The sequence below is a fragment of the Collimonas sp. genome (assembly GCF_039923675.1).
Classification (GTDB): Bacteria; Pseudomonadota; Gammaproteobacteria; order Burkholderiales; family Burkholderiaceae_D; genus Collimonas.
Window position 1 is genome coordinate 1 of the sequence record NZ_JBDTCG010000017.1, and the last position, 20,681, is coordinate 20,681.

Annotated in this window: 14 protein-coding genes, 1 pseudogene and 1 riboswitch; of the genes and pseudogenes, 10 read left to right on the plus strand and 5 right to left on the minus strand. The window is 59.8% G+C overall.

Annotated elements, in window-relative coordinates; all coding sequences use genetic code 11:
• Nucleotides 1-843 (plus strand): homocysteine S-methyltransferase family protein (locus ABI171_RS03765; protein WP_348091274.1); only part of this gene is annotated, 843 nt, incomplete at its 5' end.
• A gap of 1 nt (nt 844) precedes the next feature.
• Nucleotides 845-1,843 (plus strand): Gfo/Idh/MocA family oxidoreductase, encoded by a 999-nt coding sequence (locus ABI171_RS03770; protein WP_348091275.1) that lies wholly within the window; start codon nt 845-847, stop codon nt 1,841-1,843.
• 69 nt (nt 1,844-1,912) lie between these two features.
• Here ABI171_RS03770 and ABI171_RS03775 read toward each other — a convergent pair whose 3' ends face one another.
• Nucleotides 1,913-2,827 (minus strand): LysR family transcriptional regulator, encoded by a 915-nt coding sequence (locus tag ABI171_RS03775; RefSeq protein ID WP_348008721.1) that lies wholly within the window; start codon nt 2,825-2,827, stop codon nt 1,913-1,915.
• Between the two features lie 106 nt (nt 2,828-2,933).
• On the opposite strand from ABI171_RS03775, the gene ABI171_RS03780 reads away from it, so the two are divergent.
• Entirely contained in the window at nt 2,934-3,371 is a 438-nt protein-coding gene (locus tag ABI171_RS03780; protein WP_348008722.1) for a PACE efflux transporter, read from the plus strand.
• 131 nt (nt 3,372-3,502) lie between these two features.
• Here the strand turns inward: ABI171_RS03780 and ABI171_RS03785 are convergent, their stop codons facing one another.
• Nucleotides 3,503-4,111, minus strand: coding sequence for a cyclic nucleotide-binding domain-containing protein (locus ABI171_RS03785; protein WP_348008723.1), 609 nt, complete (start codon nt 4,109-4,111; stop codon nt 3,503-3,505).
• Between the two features lie 159 nt (nt 4,112-4,270).
• Nucleotides 4,271-4,340: riboswitch (S-adenosyl-L-homocysteine riboswitch) on the plus strand.
• A 49-nt stretch (nt 4,341-4,389) separates the two neighbouring features.
• On the opposite strand from ABI171_RS03785, the pseudogene metH reads away from it, so the two are divergent.
• From metH to ABI171_RS03800, 3 genes and pseudogenes are all read left to right on the plus strand, one after another.
• Nucleotides 4,390-7,110 (plus strand): annotated as a pseudogene (gene metH / locus ABI171_RS03790) (methionine synthase); the annotation flags it as partial.
• Between the two features lie 149 nt (nt 7,111-7,259).
• Complete coding sequence (locus ABI171_RS03795) at nt 7,260-8,159, plus strand: SGNH/GDSL hydrolase family protein (protein ID WP_348091276.1); 900 nt, start codon at nt 7,260-7,262, stop codon at nt 8,157-8,159.
• A gap of 78 nt (nt 8,160-8,237) precedes the next feature.
• Nucleotides 8,238-8,978, plus strand: a complete 741-nt coding sequence (locus ABI171_RS03800) for a hypothetical protein (protein ID WP_348091277.1) — start codon at nt 8,238-8,240, stop codon at nt 8,976-8,978.
• Nucleotides 8,979-9,229: 251 nt separating this feature from the next.
• On the opposite strand, the gene ABI171_RS03805 is transcribed toward ABI171_RS03800, so the two are convergent.
• Nucleotides 9,230-10,531 carry an NCS2 family permease gene (locus ABI171_RS03805; RefSeq protein WP_348091486.1) on the minus strand — a complete coding sequence of 434 codons (1,302 nt, stop codon included), beginning with the start codon at nt 10,529-10,531 and terminating at the stop codon, nt 9,230-9,232.
• Between the two features lie 565 nt (nt 10,532-11,096).
• Here ABI171_RS03805 and xdhA point away from each other — a divergent pair.
• The 4 genes from xdhA to guaD all read left to right on the plus strand — a co-directional run bounded on the left by xdhA (nt 11,097) and on the right by guaD (nt 17,665).
• Complete coding sequence (gene xdhA / locus ABI171_RS03810; protein ID WP_348091278.1) at nt 11,097-12,674, plus strand: xanthine dehydrogenase small subunit; 1,578 nt, start codon at nt 11,097-11,099, stop codon at nt 12,672-12,674.
• A 37-nt stretch (nt 12,675-12,711) separates the two neighbouring features.
• On the plus strand, nt 12,712-15,075 hold the full coding sequence (xdhB, locus tag ABI171_RS03815; RefSeq protein WP_348091279.1) for a xanthine dehydrogenase molybdopterin binding subunit: 2,364 nt from the start codon (nt 12,712-12,714) through the stop codon (nt 15,073-15,075).
• A 25-nt stretch (nt 15,076-15,100) separates the two neighbouring features.
• Complete coding sequence (xdhC, locus tag ABI171_RS03820; protein WP_348091280.1) at nt 15,101-16,201, plus strand: xanthine dehydrogenase accessory protein XdhC; 1,101 nt, start codon at nt 15,101-15,103, stop codon at nt 16,199-16,201.
• A gap of 111 nt (nt 16,202-16,312) precedes the next feature.
• Complete coding sequence (gene guaD, locus ABI171_RS03825) at nt 16,313-17,665, plus strand: guanine deaminase (RefSeq protein WP_348091281.1); 1,353 nt, start codon at nt 16,313-16,315, stop codon at nt 17,663-17,665.
• A 193-nt stretch (nt 17,666-17,858) separates the two neighbouring features.
• On the opposite strand, the gene ABI171_RS03830 is transcribed toward guaD, so the two are convergent.
• Together ABI171_RS03830 and ABI171_RS03835 are read right to left on the minus strand one after the other, a co-directional pair.
• Nucleotides 17,859-19,415, minus strand: a complete 1,557-nt coding sequence (locus ABI171_RS03830) for a SpoVR family protein (protein ID WP_348091282.1) — start codon at nt 19,413-19,415, stop codon at nt 17,859-17,861.
• The gene (locus tag ABI171_RS03835; RefSeq protein ID WP_348091283.1) at nt 19,412-20,680 is read right to left on the minus strand and encodes a YeaH/YhbH family protein; all 1,269 of its coding nucleotides are present in this window, start codon (nt 20,678-20,680) and stop codon (nt 19,412-19,414) included. The genes ABI171_RS03830 and ABI171_RS03835 overlap by 4 nt, the downstream gene beginning before the upstream one ends.
• Between the last annotated feature and the right edge of the window lies 1 nt (nt 20,681).

The window sequence follows — 20,681 nt, forward strand, 5'->3', positions numbered from 1 at the left end:
GACATCCACGAGGGCTACCTGGCCGCCGGGGCCGACCTGATCGAGACCAACACCTTTGGCGCGACCACGGTGGCGCAGGCCGACTACGACATGGCCGACCTGGCCATCGAGATGAACCTGCAGTCCGCCCGCATCGCCCGCGCTGCCTGCGACAAATACAGTACACCCGACAAACCCCGCTTTGTGTGCGGCGCGCTGGGCCCAACCCCCAAAACCGCCAGTATCAGCCCCGATGTGAACGACCCCGGCGCGCGCAATGTGAGCTTTGAAGAGCTGCGCGCCGCCTACTACGACCAGACCAAGGCGCTGGTCGAGGGTGGCAGCGACGTGATTCTGGTGGAAACGATTTTTGACACCCTGAACGCCAAGGCAGCGCTGTTTGCGGTGGACGAGTACTTTGCCGACTCCGGCCAGCGCCTGCCACTGATCATCAGCGGCACGGTGACCGACGCCTCGGGCCGCATCCTCAGCGGCCAGACCGTCACCGCCTTCTGGCACAGCGTGCGCCATGCCCAGCCGCTGGCCGTGGGCCTGAATTGCGCCCTGGGTGCTGCCCTGATGCGCCCCTACATCCAGGAGCTGCACAAGGTGGCGCCGGACACCTTCATCAGCTGCTACCCCAACGCTGGCCTGCCCAACCCGATGAGCGACACCGGTTTCGACGAAACCCCCGATGTGACCTCGGCCCTGGTGCGCGAGTTCGCCGCCGAGGGCCTGGTGAATATCGTCGGTGGCTGCTGCGGCACCACGCCGGAACACATCGCCGCTATCCACAGCGCGGTCACACCGCTGCCGGGCCGGGTGCTGCGGCCGTATTTCCACAAAGATGAAGAGACCGCTTGATATGAAAAAAGTCAGCTGGGGCGTGCTGAGCACCGCCAAGATCGGTATGGAAAAGGTCACCCCGGCGCTGATGCGCAGCCAGTGGTGCGACGTGCAGGCGATTGCCTCGCGCTCCCTGCCGTCGGCCCGCGCGGCGGCCGACAAGCTGGGCATTCCCACCGCCTACGGCTCCTACGAAGAGCTGCTGGCCGACCCGCGCATCGAGGCCATCTACAACCCGCTGCCCAACGACCTGCATGTGCCCATGACGCTGGCCGCCGCACGCGCGGGCAAGCATGTGCTGTGCGAGAAACCGATTGCGCTGAACGCTAACGAGGCAGCGCAGCTGCGCGAAGTGGCGGGCAACGTCCACATCATGGAAGCCTTCATGGTGCGATTTCACCCGCAGTGGCTGCGCACCCGCGAGCTGGTGCAGAGCGGCGCTTTGGGCGAGCGTTGTTCGGTGCAAGCCTGGTTCTCGTATTTCAACCGCAATCCGGACAACATCCGCAACGATGCCAGCAAAGGCGGCGGCGCGCTGTTCGACATCGGCTGCTACCCCATCGTGGCCGGGCGCTTTCTGTTCGGTGCCGAGCCGCTGCGCGTGATGGCGCTGGCCGACATGGACCCGGAGTTCGCCGTGGACCGCATGTTCAGCGCGCTGCTGGACTTTGGCGGCGGCAGGCAGCTGAACTTCACTGTGTCCACCCAGTCCACGCCCTACCAGCGCGTGCAGGTGGTGGGCACGCAGCAGCGGGTGGAGATCGAAATCCCGTTCAATGCGCCGCAAGGCGAGGCGACCCGCATCTTTATCGACAGCGGCAAGGCCCTGGGTGGTGCCAGCGCCACGGTCGAAACCTTCGCGCCCTGTGACCAGTACAGCCTGGAAGGCGATGCCATGTCGCTGGCAATCCGTGGCGAAGCGCCCTTGCAGTACGGCGTGGAAGATGCGATCCAAAACATGAAGATCATCGACGCGTTGTTTGCCTCGCAGCGCAGTGGTCGCTGGGAAGCGGTTTAAGTCGTTATCAAAATAGATAGCTGCCCGCGCAGGTGCACCATGCGCTAGAGGCCTATTTCTTATAAATTTTTAATAAGACTTGGGCTGCTTGCTGGTAGACCGTCCGGCGCTGACCAATGCGATAAAGCGCCGCGCGCCCAGGCCCAGCGGCCTTTCCTTGGACCACACCACGTCCACCCACAGCTCCATGCGGTTGGTGAGGTTGTCGAACGGCATCTCGACCAGCGTGCCGACGGCAATCTGGCTGCGCACAAAGGACTGTGGCAGCCAGCCCCAGCCCAGACCGGCCTCGATCAGGCCCAGCGCGGCGATGTGGTTGTCGGTGCGCCAGCAATGGCGGGCGTAGGCGAAGCGGGTGTCGATGGTGGCCAGGTCGCGGCTGGCCACCACGATCTGCCGGGTGTTGGTGAGCTGCTCTTCGCGCAGGCCCGTATCCAGCTGCAGAGTTTGGGCCAGCAGGCCGGGGGCCATCACGGCGACCAGGATTTCGCTGCTCACTTCCTGGAAGCCCTCGCGGCCATCCAGGCTGGGCCGCTCGAACACCAGCGCCAGATTGGCCCGGCCCGCGTGCAGCATGGCCAGCGCATCGGCCTGGGGCGCGGCCAGCACCTCCACTTCCAGCAGCGGGTATTCCTGCGCCAGCGTGGCCAGCGGGCTGCGCCACTCTGCCGCCAGCAGCTCGGGCGCGATGGCCAGCGTCAGGCGGCTTTCCAGGCCCTGGGTCAAGGCCAGCGCCTGGGCCTGCAGCTGCCGCAACTGGGCGGCCAGCAGCCGGGCCTGCGGCTCCAGCGAGCGGGCGGCGGCGGTGGGCTGGGGTTCGCGGCCACTGCGGTCAAACAGCGGCAAGTTCAGCTCGGCCTCCAGGTGGGCGATGGCCATGCTGACGGCCGAAGGCACGCGGCCCAGCGCCCGGGCGGCGGCCGAGAACGACCCCCGGTCCAGCACGGCCAGAAACACCTGCACGCTCTCGGAGCTAAATGCCATGGCGGGTCTATCAATAAATCTGAAATAAGCTGACTTTAAGTATCAGAGTTTAAGACATACAGTGCGTCCATTGCCACCACAAGGCCCGAGGGCCAGGACCATCGCCATGCAAGGAATGAAGAGAAAAATCGTCTACGTCAGCCTGTACGAAGGCTTTGCCATCGTGGCCGCCACATTGGGGCTGGCCGGCATGTCGGGCCAGGGCATGCAGACTGCGGGCGCGTTGGCGGTAGCGGCTTCGGTGGTGGCCGTGGTGTGGAATCTGGTGTTTAACACCCTGTTTGAGCGCTGGGAGGCCCGCCAAACCGTGCGTGGCCGCGGCCTGGCGCGCCGGGTGGTCCACGCGGTGGTTTTTGAAGGCGGGCTGGTGCTGTTCCTGGTGCCGCTGATGGCCTGGTGGTTTGACACCACGCTGTGGCAGGCCCTCCTGATGGACCTTGGCTTGGTGGTGTTTTTTGTGGTCTATACCTTTGTCTTTAACTGGGTGTTTGACCGGGTGTTTGGCCTGCCTGCGGCGGCAATGGGTGGGGCTGTGGCGGTGTAAGCAAACTTTGACCACCGCAGCCTCCCTTCCAGAACACCGCAGAACTGGCTCCGCCAGGCTGCAGGTGTTGCCCCCTGCAAGGGGGTTGGCGAAAGATGCGTAGCACTGTAGTCTGGGGGTGAGCGTAAATTTCAGCTTGGCATCATGTGGTCGATTTCCTGCTGCATCGCCTGCACCAGCTGGCTGTAGCGTTTGACTTTTTCGGTGGTGTCGCGCAGCCGATCGGCGATGCGCATGGACATGGCCAGCAGCAATTTGGCGGCAGTTTGCGGGTCGTCCTGGCTGAGCTTTTCCAGCGCGGCGCGCGACAAGATGGCGCAGGTCACGTCGGTGCTGGCGGTGCACGATGCCAACCGGGCCTGGCCGTCGATCAGACCCAGCTCGCCAATCAGGCTGCCGGGGCCAAGCACGTTGACCGTCACCGGGTCGACGCGGCTGACAACGATGTTTTCCACCGTCACCTCGCCCTCCAGCAGCAACAGCATGTAGCCGGTTTCGGTTTTGTCACCCTCGTGGATGAAGGTGGTGTCCATGGGGATGCGGCGCGGTGTCATGTAGCTGACGATGGCCAGCGCCTCGGCGGGGCTGAGCTGCATGAATGCGGTGGGCGCGATCAGCAGCTCGGCGGCGCGGCTGGCGGACCCCGAGTGCCGGACCGACCGCATGCGCTCATCGTGCTCCAGTAACTCTGGCGCCCGCGATAGCTGCGTTTTGATGCCGTCAATCAGATTTTTGAACATGGTCGGGTGTGGGATGCGAGGCAGCGGTGTACCACAGCAGGTTGAAGCCAGTGTGTCGGGTGGAAGATGGTTGCTATTAAATAAATAGCTTCTTGTGCAGGTGAAATCTGCGCTGGAGCCCTATTTTTTATAAATTATCGCCCGCCCTTAAAATGGCGGCCTCCCAAGGAGCGTTGCAGCGGGCTGGTTCCCGTCAGGCTTGGGTTGTTGCCAACGACGCTCACCTGAACCCTTTCCCTCCACAGGTGAGTCGCATGCTTGAAGCCGTAGCACATTCCGTTCCCCCCATGCTGTTGTCTGGCCTGGAGCCCGTATCCATCGGCCAAGGCAGTTTGTTCGTCAACATTGGCGAGCGCACCAATGTCACTGGCTCCAAGGCCTTCGCCCGCATGATCTTGAACGGCGAGTTTGACCAGGCTTTGTCCGTCGCCCGCCAGCAGGTAGAAAACGGCGCGCAGGTGATCGACATCAACATGGACGAAGCCATGCTGGACAGCAAGGCCGCCATGGTGCGGTTTTTGAACCTGATCGCCAGCGAACCCGATATCGCCCGCGTGCCGATCATGGTGGACTCGTCGAAGTGGGAGGTGATCGAGGCCGGGCTGCGCTGCATCCAGGGAAAGGGCATCGTCAACTCCATCAGCATGAAAGAGGGCGTAGCCGCCTTCAAGCAGCAGGCCCAATTGGTGCGGCGCTACGGCGCAGCGGCGGTGGTGATGGCGTTTGATGAGCAGGGCCAGGCCGATACCTATGCCCGCAAGATCGAGATTTGCGAACGCGCCTACCGCATCCTGGTGGACGAGGTGGGTTTTCCTGCTGAAGACATCATCTTCGACCCGAATATCTTCGCCATCGCCACCGGCATTGAAGAGCACAACAACTACGCGGTCGATTTCATCGAGGCGGTGCGCTGGATCAAGGCGAATCTGCCGGGCGCCAAAATTTCTGGCGGCGTGAGCAACGTATCTTTTAGCTTCCGCGGTAACGACCCGGTGCGCGAAGCCATCCACACCGTGTTTCTGTACCACGCCATCCAGGCGGGCATGGACATGGGCATCGTCAACGCGGGCATGGTGGGGGTGTACGACGACCTGGAGCCGGTGCTGCGCGAGCGCGTGGAAGACGTGGTGCTGAACCGCCGCCCCGATGCCGGGGAGCGCCTGGTCGAAATCGCCGAAACCGCCAAGAGCGGGGCCAAAGACGAAAGCAAGCGCCTGGACTGGCGCGGCGTGGGTGGCGAACTGGTCAGCGTGGAGCAGCGCCTGAGCCACGCCATGGTGCACGGCATTACCGACTTCATCGTGCCCGACACCGAAGAGGCCTACCAGGCCATTTTGGCCAAGGGTGGACGGCCGCTGCACGTGATCGAAGGCCCACTCATGGCCGGCATGAACATCGTGGGCGACCTGTTTGGCCAGGGCAAGATGTTCTTGCCGCAGGTGGTCAAGTCAGCCCGCGTAATGAAGCAAGCGGTGGCGCATCTGATTCCGTACATCGAAGAAGAAAAGCGCTTGCACGAGGAGCTCACCGGCATCGCCGCCAAACCGAAGGGCAAGATCGTGATCGCCACGGTCAAGGGCGACGTTCATGACATCGGCAAGAACATCGTCTCGGTGGTCCTGCAATGTAACAACTTTGAAGTGGTGAACATGGGCGTGATGGTGCCGTGCTCGGAAATCCTGGCCATGGCCAAGGCCGAGAATGCCGACATCATCGGTCTCAGCGGCCTGATCACGCCGTCGCTGGAAGAGATGGCGCACGTCGCCAAGGAAATGCAGCGCGATCCGTATTTCCGCAGCGTCAAGATGCCGCTGCTGATCGGCGGCGCCACCACCAGCCGCGCCCACACCGCCGTCAAGATCGCGCCGAACTACGAAGGCCCGGTGGTCTATGTGCCGGATGCATCGCGTTCGGTATCGGTGGCGCAATCCTTGCTGACGCCGGAACAGCGCGACCAGTACATCGAAAATATCGCGGTCGACTACGAACGCATCCGCGAGCAGCACGCCAACAAAAAGGCGGTGCCCCTGCTGCCGCTGGCGGCTGCGCGCGAGAACCGTGCGCGCTTGCAGTTTGCGCCGGTCAAGCCGAAGTTCATCGGCCGCCGTGTGTTCAAGAATGTCGATCTCGGCACCTTGGCGCGCTACATCGACTGGGGCCCGTTTTTCCAGACCTGGGACCTGGCCGGTCCTTATCCGGCAATCCTCAAGGATGAAGTCGTGGGCGAAGCCGCCAGCAAGGTATTCGAAGAAGGCCAGGCGCTGTTGCAGAAACTGATCGCCGGCCGCTGGCTGACCGCCAACGGCGTCATCGCCCTGATGCCGGCCAACACGGTCAACGATGACGATATCGAAATCTATACCGACGAGACGCGCAGCAAAGTGGCGTTCACCTACTACGGTATGCGCCAGCAAACCGTGAAGCCGGTGATCGACGGCGTAGCCCGGCCCAACCAGTGCCTGTCGGACTTCATCGCACCGAAATCCTCCGGCATCGCCGACTATATCGGCTTGTTCGCGGTCACCAGCGGCATCGGCATCGAGAAGTACGAGAAACGCTTTGAAGATGCCCATGATGACTACTCCTCGATCATGCTGAAGTCGCTGGCGGACCGCCTGGCGGAAGCCTTTGCCGAATACATGCATGAACGGGTTCGCAAGGATTTGTGGGGCTATGTGCCGGAAGAAGAGTTATCCAACGAGGCTTTGATCAAGGAAAACTATAGCGGCATCCGCCCTGCTCCCGGCTATCCGGCCTGCCCGGAACATACGGTCAAGGCCGACATGTTCAAGCTGCTGCAATGTGATGAAATCGGCATGCAGGTGACCGAGTCGTTCGCCATGTTCCCGGGCGCCGCGGTATCCGGTTTCTACTTGGCCCATCCCGAGTCAAAATATTTTGTGGTCGGCAAGATCGGCGACGATCAGGTCAATGATATGGCGGCGCGGCGCGATGTGAGCAAGGAAGATGTCGAGCGCTGGCTGGCGCCGAATCTGTAAACAAGAAGGCAAGAACGAACTGAAAAGGGGCGTCAGACGACGCTCCTTTTTTTTATCTGCTAAGCTGAAGTTGCGTAGAAATTGAAGAACTCAACGCGCCAAACGCGGTCCAACAGTTCACTATTCCTATCGCAAATGAGGAGCTCGGCATGCGTCAAAGCCTGGTGTTGAAGCAGCAATTGCAAGACGCTATCCAGTCTGAAATCGACCAGCGCGCGCAGCAGCATCGCGCCAAAATGGGCATCCTGCGCAATCGCGACATCCACCTCAAAGCCAATGGCGGCGCGGTTCCGCCGAAGCCGCTGCTGCTGCTGGCGCATGGCGATTCGTGGTTCGACTATCCGCTAAACGGCAATACGCTGGCTCTGCACAGTACGGATATCATCGCCCAGCTGGAGAATATGGGCGCGGTCCATCCAGTGATCTTGAACCTGTCGCATTACGGCGATTCCAGTTCGGATGAAATGGCACTGCCCAAGCAGCAGCGCCTGATCAGTTATCTGCAAGATGCGACCAACTGGGTCAACGGCAAGCCCGACGCGATTCTGTTTTCGGGCGGCGGCAACGATATCGCCGGCGATAAATTCTGCATTTTCCTGGACGACGCCAGCGCCGGCATCAGCAACGGCCTCGATCCGCTGCGCTTTCCCAAGCTGCTTGAAATGGTCGAAGCCTCTTATCTGGATCTGTTTGCATTCCGCGACAAATACGCGCCGGGTGTTCCGGTTTTCGGCCATTGCTATGATTTTGCCATCCCCAGCGGCATCCATCCGGTGTGCGCCGGTCCGTGGCTACTGCCGTCGCTGACTTACAGCGGCTGGACTACCAGCCAGGGCACTGCGATAGTGCACCAGGCGCTGGCGGCCTTCGCGGCGACCTTGCGCGCGCTGGCGGCGGTCCCTGCCAACAATTTTATCCTGGTCGAGACCCAGGGCACGCTGAGCATGGAAGACTGGGCCAATGAGCTTCACCCTTACCCGGCCGGCTTCAAGAAAATCGCCGCCAGGTTTATAAGTGCGCTGGGACAAAGGTTTCCCGGACATATTTAACGTAGCTATCCATCGCGACCGTCGGCTAGCGATGGCATCCCTGACAAGCCGCTCACCTTCTTTAGGAATACGCTTTCCATGTCTTCACTTCGCTTTGGTAAACACCCGCCGAAACATGACTACCGCACGCTGCGCCTGAAGAATTACCTGGGCACCGCGCTGGCGGCGCCACCCGCCGCCTATGACGTGTTGGCCAACGTCTATCAGAAATTGGGCACATCGGACCCGGCTCAGCTGTTCCCCATGGACGGCAACGATACGTTGGGCGACTGCACGATTGCCGCGCTGGCCCATGCGATAACGACTTATAACGGACTGATCGGGACGCAGAAGATCCCCACCAAGCAAGCGGTGGTGAAGCTGTATATGCATCTGACCGGCGGTGTGGACTCCGGGCTAAGCGAGCTGGATGTGCTGAATTACTGGCGCAAGACTGCCGTTTCCGGCGAAAAGATTTTCGCCTACACCAATATCGACGTAAAGAACCATACCCACATCCAGCAGGCGATTCAACTGTTCGGCGGCGTCTACCTGGGCTTCCAGGTGCAGGAAAACTGCCAGCAGGAATTCAATGCGCACCAGCCCTGGACACCGGGCAAGCTGACCAACGATGGCCATGCGGTCTATGCAGTGGCGTATGACGCAACCGGTGTCACGGTGCTGACCTGGGGTAGTACGCAGAAGGCCACCTGGGGCTGGTGGGATGCCTGTGTCGACGAGGCTTATGCCATCCTGCCGGCGGAAGCCAGTAACGCCGACTTTGCGCCCGGTTTCGATTTTGCCCAGCTACAGGCTGATCTGGCGAACGTAGCTAACTGACCGGCCGCAACGGGCGGAAAGCGCTGGCGCCACCTTCCCGTCAGGGACGTAAAAAGCCCGTCTGAGACATTACGCCTCAGACGGGCTTTTTAGTGCGCGAGCCGTTGCGAACGGCATGCATCGCTTGTCAGTTATGTGCGTTAACCTGAGGACATTGTTCGCCCTTGGTAAAACACGGGGTTATCCATGCACATCCTTCGAGTAAGGAAAAAATAAGCAGCAATGCGCTCATTCTTGCTTTTACCGACATCTCAATCGCTGCCCAGGTGAATGAACTTGTACAGGAAAATCGCTGCAATGACCCAGACCATGACCGGCACCTGCTTGGCGCGGCCAGTGAACAGTTTCAAAGCTGCATAAGAGATGAAGCCGAAAGCAATCCCGTTGGCGATGGAGTAAGTAAACGGAATCATCAGCACGGTGATCACGGCCGGCACGCTTTCGGTGGAGTCTTCCCAGTTCAGGTGCACCAGCTCGCGCAGCATCAGTCCGGCGACGTAGAACAAGGCCGGCGCGGTCGCGTAGGCCGGCACCGCGCCCGCCAGCGGTGAAATGAACAAGGCGGCCAGGAACAGCACGCCGACCGCCAGCGAAGTCAAGCCGGTACGGCCGCCTGCCTGCACACCTGCGGCGCTCTCGACATAGGCTGTGGTGCTGGAAGTGCCCAGGATGGTGCCGGCCACAATCGCCGTGCTGTCCGCCAGCAACGCCTTGTTAAGGCGGGCCATCTTGCCGTTGACCAGCAGGCCGGCGCGGCTGGCCACGCCCATCATGGTGCCGGTGGCGTCGAACATCTCGACCAGGAAAAAAACCAGCACGATGTTCAGGACGCCCATCGACAGCGCACCCATGATGTCGAGCTTGAACAAGGTCGGCTCTATCGACGGCGGCATGGCTACCACGCCGGTAAAGGTATTGCCGCCCACCACAAAGCTCAGCACGGTGACAGTCAGGATGCCGATCAGGATCGCGCCCTTGACCTTGAGATGGTCCAGCACCACGATCAGCAGGAAGCCGAAAACCGACAGGATCACCGGGATCTGGTGCAGATCGCCGATCTGCACGAAGGTTGCTGGATTGGCCACCACCAGGCCAGAACTCTTGAGCGCAATAAAGCCGAGGAACATGCCGATGCCGGCCGTGATCGCAGTCCGTATGGTGGGCGGGATGCCGTTCACGATCATGCCGCGGATACCGACCAGGCTGACGATGATGAACAGGCAGCCGGAAATGAAGACCGCGCCCAGCGCCACTTCCCAGGACACGCCCATGCCCTTGACGACGGCATAGGCAAAGTAGGCGTTGAGGCCCATGCCCGGCGCCAGGGCGATCGGGTAGTTGGCGTACAGGGCCATGATCAGCGTACCGATCGCAGCCGCCACGCAGGTGGCCACAAAGACCGCGCCTTTCGGCATACCGGCATCGCCCAGGATCGCCGGATTGACGAAGATGATGTACGCCATCGTCAGGAAGGTGGTGAGGCCGGCGATCAGTTCGGTGCGAACGTCGGTGCCGTTTTCTTTCAGCTTGAAGAATTTCTCGAGAAACTGCATTGTCTTGTCTCCTGGATTATTGTGTAGAGACAGCAGCGGCCTGGCCGGCCCGTGCCTGTAATTGTCGTTGCCGTTGTTGCTGCCAGACTGCTTTGTTTGCTCTGTCATGCGCCGAAATCTGGCAAACTGATGTGGTACTGAATGGGGTCACAAATATGCTCCATGGTAAATATTGATTATTCCAGCGTGATGATAACCGCTCTCAGCGCCCGTTAGAACCCTGCCGGATTGCTAAATAAATCTCTTCGACAGGAGATTGGATGCCGGATTCAGGAATGACAGCCATCCTGCAAACCACATCAATTATCAAATTGATTACAAAATCGGGCATCACCTGACAAATCGCCTCATTATTTGCAATTTGGAATTAGTTACGCGATCTCTATTCCATATTGCAGATAATTGACATTAGCCGTTTCGCTATATGGAGCGGCGGCGCAAATGCTAATCTGAGCTCATAATTAATAGGCCGTTGCAAAGGCCGCCCGACCCCAGATACCGCCCTGCATTGCAGCCGCGCGACACGCTCGGGCAGGCAGTTTTTTGCAACAGTCGCCAAACCAGAATGGAGATCGTCTTGTCTACGTCCGCACCTAATTCCACGGCCGATAGCGTCATCCGCTTCTACTATCGTGGCGAAGTCCATACTGTAGATCAGGCTGCGCCTACCCGCACCATCTTGCAACACCTGCGCGAAGACCTGCATTGCACCGGCAGCAAAGAAGGCTGCGCCGAGGGCGACTGCGGCGCCTGCACGGTCGTCATCGGCGAACAGACTGCCGACGGCGTCACGCTCAAATCGGTCAATTCCTGTATCCAGTTCCTGCCGACACTGGATGGCAAAGCACTGTATACAGTCGAGGACCTGAAACAGAACGACGGCACTTTACATCCGGTACAGCAGGCGATGGTGGAATGCCACGGCTCGCAATGCGGCTTCTGCACACCGGGCTTCGTGATGTCGTTGTGGGATCTGTATCTGAAGAATGATGGTAGCCAGGCCCCTTCTTGTGGTTCGGCCAAGGGCGCATGCCAGACAAAATCGCAAGCGCCAACCGCGCAGCCTTTGCTGCGCAAGGATATCGACATCGCCTTGTCCGGCAACCTGTGCCGCTGCACAGGCTATCGGCCGATCATCGACGCCGCCCACCGCATGGGCGAATTGCCTGCAGTCGGTTTCGATCGCCAGGCGCTGGAACAAGCGTTGCAACCGCTGCAACGCGACGAGATGTTCGTCTATCGCCACCAGAATAATCAAACTAGCCAGACTTTCTACGCACCGCGCACGCTGGCGCAACTGGTTGAAGTCCGCGCAGCCAATCCGGGCGCACGGATACTGGCCGGTTCGACCGACATCGGTTTGTGGGTCACCAAGCAGATGCGTGACCTGGGTGACATCATTTATCTGGGCCAGGTAGCTGAACTGAACACCTTGACTGTCAATCATCAACAGATCGAGATCGGCGCAGGCGTGACGTTGAATGACGCCTACGCAGAAATCTGCAAGCACTATCCGGAACTGTCCGAGATGTGGCAACGCTTTGCTTCGCTGCCGATCCGCAACGCCGGCACCCTTGGCGGCAACGTCGCCAACGGCTCGCCGATCGGCGATTCGCCGCCATGGCTGATTGCGCTGGGCGCACAAGTCATGCTGCGCGGACCGGCCGGACAACGGGTGATGCCGCTGGAAGCGCTGTACCTGGACTACATGAAGAAAGACATGCAGGCCGATGAATTCGTCGAAGGCGTGCGGATTCCTTTGCCGCATGCCGGCCAACGCTTCCGCACCTACAAGCTGGCGAAACGTTTTGACCAGGATATTTCCGCGGTCTGCGCGGCATTCTCGGTGACGCTAGACGGCCAGCACATCAGCGATATCCGCATCGCTTTCGGCGGCATGGCGGCGACCCCGAAACGGGCGGCGCTGACCGAAACGGCCTTGCGCGGCCAGCTCTGGAACGAAGCCGTGCTGGAAACCGCGGTGGCGCTGATGACAGACGACTACAAGCCGATGTCAGACATGCGTGCTTCCGCCGGATACCGCATGAAGACGGCGCAAAACCTGCTGCGCCGGTTCTGGATGGAGACCCGCATCGAAGCGCCGTTGCGCACCGACCAGGTGAATCCTTTCGTGTGTGCTTGAACCAGCACATCGCCGACGAAGATAAAGAGTAGACGTCATGAACAAGCAAACTGAAGTTTTTATGCAAGCCAAGCCGCAAGACAGTACGACTGCCTGGACGGAAGTCGGCCAATCCCGTCCGCACGAATCGGCGGTATTGCATGTACTGGGTGAAGCCACCTACACCGATGACATCCCGGAAGCGCAGGGCACCTTGCACGCCGCGCTTGGCATGTCGGCAAAAGCCCACGCGCGCATCCGCTCGATCAACCTCGATGCGGTGCGTAGCGCACCTGGCGTGGTCAGTGTCTTTACCGCGGCCGATATTCCCGGCACCAACGATTGCGGTCCGATCATCCATGATGATCCGATCCTGGCGGAAGGCCTGGTTGAATACGTAGGACAGCCTATTTTTGCGGTAATCGCCGACACCCACGACAATGCACGTCGCGCCGTCCGTAAGGTCGTCATCGACTATGAAGAGCTGCCAGCCATCCTGACGCCGCAAGCGGCACACGCGGCAAAGTCGTATGTATTGCCGCCAATGCGCCTGCAGCGCGGCAATGCGGAACAAGCTTTCGAGACGGCGCCGCATCGCGTCAGCGGCCAGTTATATGTCGGCGGCCAAGAGCAGTTTTATCTGGAAGGCCAGATTTCCTATGCCATTCCGAAAGAAGGCAACGGCATGCTGGTGTTGTGCTCCACCCAGCATCCAACCGAAATGCAGCACGTGGTTGCACATGCCTTGGGCGTCCATTCGCACAATATCGTGGTCGAATGCCGCCGCATGGGCGGCGGCTTCGGCGGCAAGGAATCACAATCGGCATTGTGGGCAGCGGTGGCATCGATTGCTGCCGCAAAACTGAAACGTCCGGTCAAGCTGCGCGCCGACCGCGACGACGACATGATGGTAACCGGCAAGCGCCATTGCTTCCACTATGACTATGAAGTGGGTTACGACGATTCCGGCCTGATTGTCGCTGCAAAAGTAGATATGGTCAGCCGCGCCGGCTATTCGGCCGATTTATCGGCGCCGGTGGCAACCCGCGCCGTCTGCCACTTCGACAATACCTACTATCTGTCGGATGTCGATATCAAGGCAAGTTGCGGCAAGACAAATACGCAGTCGAATACCGCATTCCGCGGCTTTGGCGGTCCTCAAGGGGCGATTGCCATTGAATATATTGTCGATGAAATCGCGCGCAACCTGGGACGCGATGCGCTCGATATCCGCAAGCTGAATTTCTACGGCCGCAACGATGAAGAGGGCCGCAATGTCACCCAGTACAACCAGAAAGTCGTAGATAACGTCATCCATGATCTGGTGGCCGAACTGGAAGCCACCAGCGAATACCGGCAACGCCGCGCTGCTGTCGAAGCGTTCAACGCTACCAGTCCGGTGCTGAAAAAGGGCCTGGCGCTGACGCCGGTCAAGTTCGGCATTGCCTTCAACGTGACCCACTTTAACCAGGCCGGCGCACTGGTGCATGTGTACACCGATGGCTCGGTATTGGTAAATCACGGCGGCACGGAAATGGGCCAAGGCATCAATACCAAGGTAGCGCAGGTTGTCGCGCATGAGCTCGGCATTCCACTGGAACTGGTGCGCGTCACCGCGACCGATACCAGCAAGGTCGCCAATACGTCGGCAACCGCGGCGTCAACCGGCGCCGACCTGAACGGCAAGGCCGCGCAGGACGCTGCACATACCATTCGTCAACGACTGGCGGAATTTTTCGCCAAATTGCATAACGGCGACGCCAAGGCAGTGACTTTCTCTGCCGGCACAGTCCATCTCGGCGAGCACAGCTTGGCGTTCGGCGAGTTGACGCAAAAAGCTTACCTGTCGCGGGTGCAATTGTGGTCCGACGGCTTCTACGCTACCCCAGGCTTGCATTGGGATCCGAAGACCATGACCGGCCGGCCGTTCTCGTACTTCGCTTACGGCGCATCGGTATCGGAAGTGGTGATCGACACTTTCACCGGCGAATGGAAATTGCTGCGCGCCGACGCGCTGTACGATGCCGGCCAGTCGCTCAATCCGGCGCTGGATATCGGCCAGGTCGAAGGCGCCTTCATTCAGGGCATGGGCTGGCTCACCACCGAAGAGCTATGGTGGAACAAGGATGGCAAGCTGATGACGCACGCGCCGTCGACTTACAAGATCCCGGGCATCTCCGATTGTCCGCAGGATTTCCGCGTCAAGCTGTTCAAGAATCGCAATGTGGAAGACAGCATCCACCGCTCCAAGGCGGTCGGAGAGCCGCCGCTGCTGTTGCCGTTCTCGGTCTTCTTTGCCATCCGCGATGCCATCGCCAGTGTTGGCGGCAACCGCTTCAATCCGCCTTTGAATGCGCCGGCCACCAGCGAGGCGATCCTTAAATCGGTCGATGCCGTGCGCGCGCTGGCGCGTGCGGCCTAAGTCGGACCATATCGGGAGCCAAACCATGAGCAACTGGCTAGATGCGCTCACCACGCTGATCACGCAAACCTCGCAAAACACCACTGCGATCCTGATCACCGTGGCGCAGGTCGAGGGTTCCGGGCCGCGTGAGCCAGGCGCAAAAATGGTGGTCACTGCAGTAGGCCAGTTCGACACCATCGGCGGCGGACATCTCGAGTTGCAGGCGATCAGGATCGCCCGCGAAATGCTGGAAGAAAGCCTGTCGTTGAGCCGTGAACGGCGTTTGCAACGCTTTTCTCTTGGCCCGTCGCTGGGCCAGTGCTGCGGTGGCGTGGTCCATCTTGCGTTTGAACGAGTGACGTCGGCTTCTGCGGATTATTTCAGTTTCCTGCAGCGCCGCCTGCGCGACGCCGAGGACAGCTGGCGCCTGGTGGCGCTGGACGATGCAGCGCCGCCGGCCATGTGCGACGCCGATGGCGAACGCTTGCACGGACCGGGCCGCCTGCCGACTTTGCCATCGTTATTGACGCCATCAACCAAGGCGCTCGGCGCTTGCACCATCTTGCGCGATGACGGCGGCAAGCGCTGGCTGCTGGATGCCTGCCTGGCGACGCGGCCGCAATTGTTCCTGTTCGGCGCCGGCCACGTCGGCGCGGCGATCGTCAAGGCACTCGGCGATCTGCCTTGCCGCGTGGTGTGGATCGATGAACGCGAAGAGATGTTCCCGGACGCCTTGCCGGCCAATGTCCGCATCGAAGCTACCGATACCCCGGAATCGATTGTGGAGAATGCGCCGGATGGCTCCAGCTTCCTCGTGATGACGCACAACCACGCGCTCGACCAGCGCTTGTCGGCGCAGATACTGCAGCGCAACGGCGTTGCCTGGTTCGGCCTGATCGGCTCCAAGAGCAAGCGCATGCAGTTCGAACACCGCCTGCACGAGCGCGGCATTGCGCTGGAACGCCTGGCCGATATGGTATGTCCGATCGGGATCGCCGGCATCGCCGGCAAGGAACCGGCGGTCATCGCGGCCTCGGTCACGGCGCAATTGCTGCAAGTCTGGGAGCAGATTGCCCGGCAACAGCAAGCGGCGGCCACCGCCCCGCAATTGCGGCTGCAACTGCAGCTGGTCAGCGCAACCTGATTCAAATCCGGCTCGAATCCGACGTGCAACGGGTCCGGAACGCATTCGAACTTTATCGATTTTTATTATTCATAGCGGCGTTTTTTCGCGTTTTATTCAAGGATAGTACCCATGTCAGCCCTCAGTTTCAGCCATTTAGACCAGTCCTCTTTGCAGGCCTACCGCGCCAGCGTGCTGCATTTCAGCGCAGACCCGGCCGATCAAGCTGATGCCCATCATTGGCATGAAGATGGCTTGCTGCTGATTGCTGACGGCAAGGTAGTGGCGGCTGGCGACTACCAGCAACTGTCGCTGCAATTGAAGGCCGAACTGAAAGGTGAACTGAAAATCCAGGACTACCGCGGCAAGATCATCATGCCGGGTTTTATCGACACCCATCTTCATTATCCGCAAACCGACATGATCGCCTCGCCTGCGCCAGGCTTGCTGCCATGGCTGGAGAAGTACACGTTCCCGACCGAGCGCAAATTCAGCGATCCGGCCCACGCCGGGGAAGTCGCCAAGTTTTTCATCGACGAACTGCTGCGCTGCGGCACTACCACCGCGATGGTGTATTGCACCGTCAATCCGGTTTCTGTCGATGCCTTCTTCAGCGCCAGCGAAGCCCGCAATTTGCGGATGGTAACCGGCAAGGTGCTGATGGACCGCAACTGCCCTGAATTCCTGCAGGATACCGCCGAGGGCGGCATCCGCGACAGCGAAGAACTGCTAAAGAAGTGGCACAAGCGTGGCCGCCAGCTGTATGCGATCACGCCGCGTTTTGCGCCAACCTCCACCAATGCGCAATTGCAGCTGGCCGGTGAGCTGGCGCAGGCTTATCCCGACGCCTACCTGCAAACGCACGCGGCGGAAAATATCGACGAAGTAGCGTGGGTCAAGTCGCTGTTCCCGGAATCGCGCAGCTATATGGATGTCTACGACAGGTTCGGCATGCTGCGGCCACGCTCCATGTACGGCCATTGCGTCTGGCTCGACAACCATGATCGCCAGCGTATGGCGGAAACGCAATCGGCGATCGCGATTTGCCCGACGTCGAATCTGTTCCTCGGCAGCGGCTTGTTCGATTTCAAAGGCGCCGATGCCGCCGGGGTACCGCTGTCGCTGGCCACAGACGTCGGCGGCGGCACCAGTTTCTCGATGCTGCAAACCATGAACGAAGCCTACAAGGTCGCGCGCATGGCGACCACCTATCTGCCAGCGATGCGGATGTTTTACCTGGCGACATTGGGCGGCGCACGGAGCATGCAACTGGAAGGTACGATTGGTAATTTCGTGCCTGGCGCCGAAGCCGATTTCATCGTGCTCGACCCGCAGGCGACGCCATTGCTGGCGCGCCGTAGCGAACGTACCGAAAACCTGGAAGAATTGTTATTTGCGCTGGCGTTGCTGGGGGATGACCGGACAATCGCGGCGACATATGCTGCAGGGAAATTGGTACATAGCCGGGATACTGTGATCGCATAAGGGAACTTCGAATAATCCCACCACGTCATTTCCGACCGAGTCATTCCCGCGAACGCGGAAATCCAATTTGCGCTCCAGGATGGATCCCCGCGTTCGCGACGATGACGGCGTTCTTCGAGGTCAATATAAGGCAGCAGGTTGGGTTACGCTGCGCTAACCCAACCTGCGCATTTTCTGTTGCGAACAAGATTTTTCACGGTCGCAGCACATACTTGTTTTCGCTGACGCATTCATAGCGCTGCAAAACATTGCCGCTGTCATCCACGCTTTCCAGGTACACATCGAACTGCCACAAGCGCGCCATGTGCCGCAGCATTTCATCGGTGCCCTCGGCCAGCGGCCGGCCGTCGCTGCGGAAGTGGCGCAAAGTCAGGCTACGGTCGCCGCGAGTGTTGACTGACCAGACCTGGATGTTGGGTTCGCGGTGGTTGATATCGTATTGCCGCGACAATGCTTGCCTGACGTATTGGTAGCCGGCGTCGTTATGGATCGCCGAGACTTCCAGTTCACTGCGGTTCTCATCGTCCAGCACGGCAAACAGGCGCATGTCGCGTATCAGTTTCGGCGACAGGTATTGGGCGACGAAGCTTTCATCCTTGAAGTTGCGCATCGCATAATGCAGCGTATCTAGCCAAGGCGTGCCGGCCAGCTCGGGGAACCAGCGGCGGTCTTCCTCGGTCGGCTTTTCGCAGATGCGGCGGATATCGCTCATCATGCCGAAACCGAGCGCATAGGGATTCATGCCGCTGTAGTAGGACCTGGTCACCGGCGGCTGATACACGACATTGCTGTGCGAATGCAGGAACTCCATCATGAAGCCGTCGGTCAGCTTGCCTTCGTCGTATAGCGTGTTGAGAATCGTGTAGTGCCAGAAGGTGGCCCAGCCTTCGTTCATGACCTGGGTCTGGCGCTGCGGGTAGAAATACTGGGCGACCTTGCGCACGATGCGGATGACTTCGCGTTCCCAGGATTCAAGCAGTGGCGAATTTTTCTCGGCAAAGTACAACAGGTTTTCTTGCGGCTCCGGCGGGAAACGGCCCTCGACCTGTTCCGCCGTCTCCGCCTTTTTCTCCGGCAAGGTGCGCCACAATTCATTGACTTGCGACTGCATGTATTCGGCGCGTTCACGGCGTTGCGCCTGTTCTTTTTCCAGCGACAGCTTCTGCGGCCGCTTGTAGCGGTCGACGCCGTAATGCATCAGCGCATGGCAGGAATCCAGCAGCTCTTCAACCTTGGAAAATCCATAACGCTCCTCGCATTCGGCGATGTAAGCCTTGGCGTAGACCAGGTAATCGATGATGGCATGGGCATCGGTCCATAGCTGGAACAGGTAATTGCCCTTGAAAAAAGAATTATGCCCATACGCCGCATGCGCCACCACCAGCGCCTGCATCGTCATGGTGTTTTCTTCCATCAGATAGGCGATGCAGGGATTGGAATTGATGACGATTTCGTAGGCCAGCCCCATCTGCCCACGCTTGTAGTCGCGTTCAGTCGTGAGGAAATGCTTGCCGAACGACCAGTGCCGGTAATTCACCGGCATGCCGGAGGAGGCGTAGGCATCCATCATTTGTTCAGCGGTGATGATCTCCAGCTGGATCGGATAGATATCCAGCCTGAAGTTGGCGGCGACCCTGGCGATCTCGTCGTTGTACTGTTCGATCAGGCCGAAACTCCAGTCGGACGGACAGGGCAGCGGTTGGCGGGCTTCAGGAACGCCCTTGGCGTCGGTGGCTAAGCGGTCGTTCATGTGTGGACCTGCTTTTCAAACAGTTCCCGGAATACCGGATAAATTTCGCTGGCGGCCTGTACCTTTTTCATCGCAAACTGCGGATTGACCGCTGCAATCTGCTGGTACTCGGTCCACAGGTTTTGTTCCTCCACCGTCACCTGGATATAGGCGAAATAGCGAGAGCGCGGCAGGATTTCAAGTTCCAGCAATTGCCGGCACTTGGGTGAATCGTCATTCCAGTTGTCGCCGTCGGAAGCCTGGGCGCCGTAGATGTTCCAGTCGCCGGGCGGATAGCGGGCGTCGATAATCTCTTTCATCAATTCCAGCGCGCTGGACACCACGGTGCCGCCGCTTTCCTGCGAGTGGAAAAAGGTATCTTCGTCGACTTCATCGGCGCGTGTGTGATGGCGAATGAATACCACTTCGATGTGCTCGTAATTACGCGTCAGGAACAGGTAAAGCAGGATAAAGAAACGCTTCGACAGATCCTTGCGCTGCTCGTCCATCGAACCCGATACGTCCATCACGCAAAACATCACGGCACGGCTGGACGGTTGCGGCACCTTGACCCGATTGACATAGCGCAGGTCGAAAGGATCAATAAACGGAATCCGCCAGATGCGTCCTTTCAGATGATGGATATCGTCTTCCAGGCGCTGAATTTCATCGCGCCGGTCGTCAGGATCGGCCTTGAGCGTTTCCATCAACGATTCCAGTTCGCGCAGTCTGACCACCAGCGGCGAACCAAGCGCGATGCGGCGGCCGAGTGAACTGCGCAAGGAACGGACGATGTCGATATTGTTGGGGCTGCCGTCGGTGGAGTAACCGGCGCGCATGTTTTTCCAGCTTGGCACCGCCAGCAGATTAGTCTTGATCAGGCGCGGCAATTCCAGGTCTTCGAAGAAGTACTGCATGAACTCTTCACGCGACAGCTGAAAGACGAATTCATCTTCGCCCTCGCCTGAATCGCTGGCGGAACTACCGCCGCCACCGCCGGCGCCGCCTTGCGGACGGGCGATACGGTCGCCTTGCAGATAATCCTGGTTGCCGGGATGGACCATTTCGCGTTTACCGCCGGGGCCGTGGCCGAATATCGGCTCGCTGATGCCCTTGCGCGGAATGCTGATGCTCTTGGCGTTTTCGATTTCCTTGATGCCGCGGTCGCGCACGGCTTCAGTTACCGAACGATGGATGGCCGCCCGAAAGCGCCGTAGAAAGCGCTCCCGGTTGGCAATGCTCTTGTTCTTGCCAGACAGTCTACGGTCGATTATCTGATGCAACACG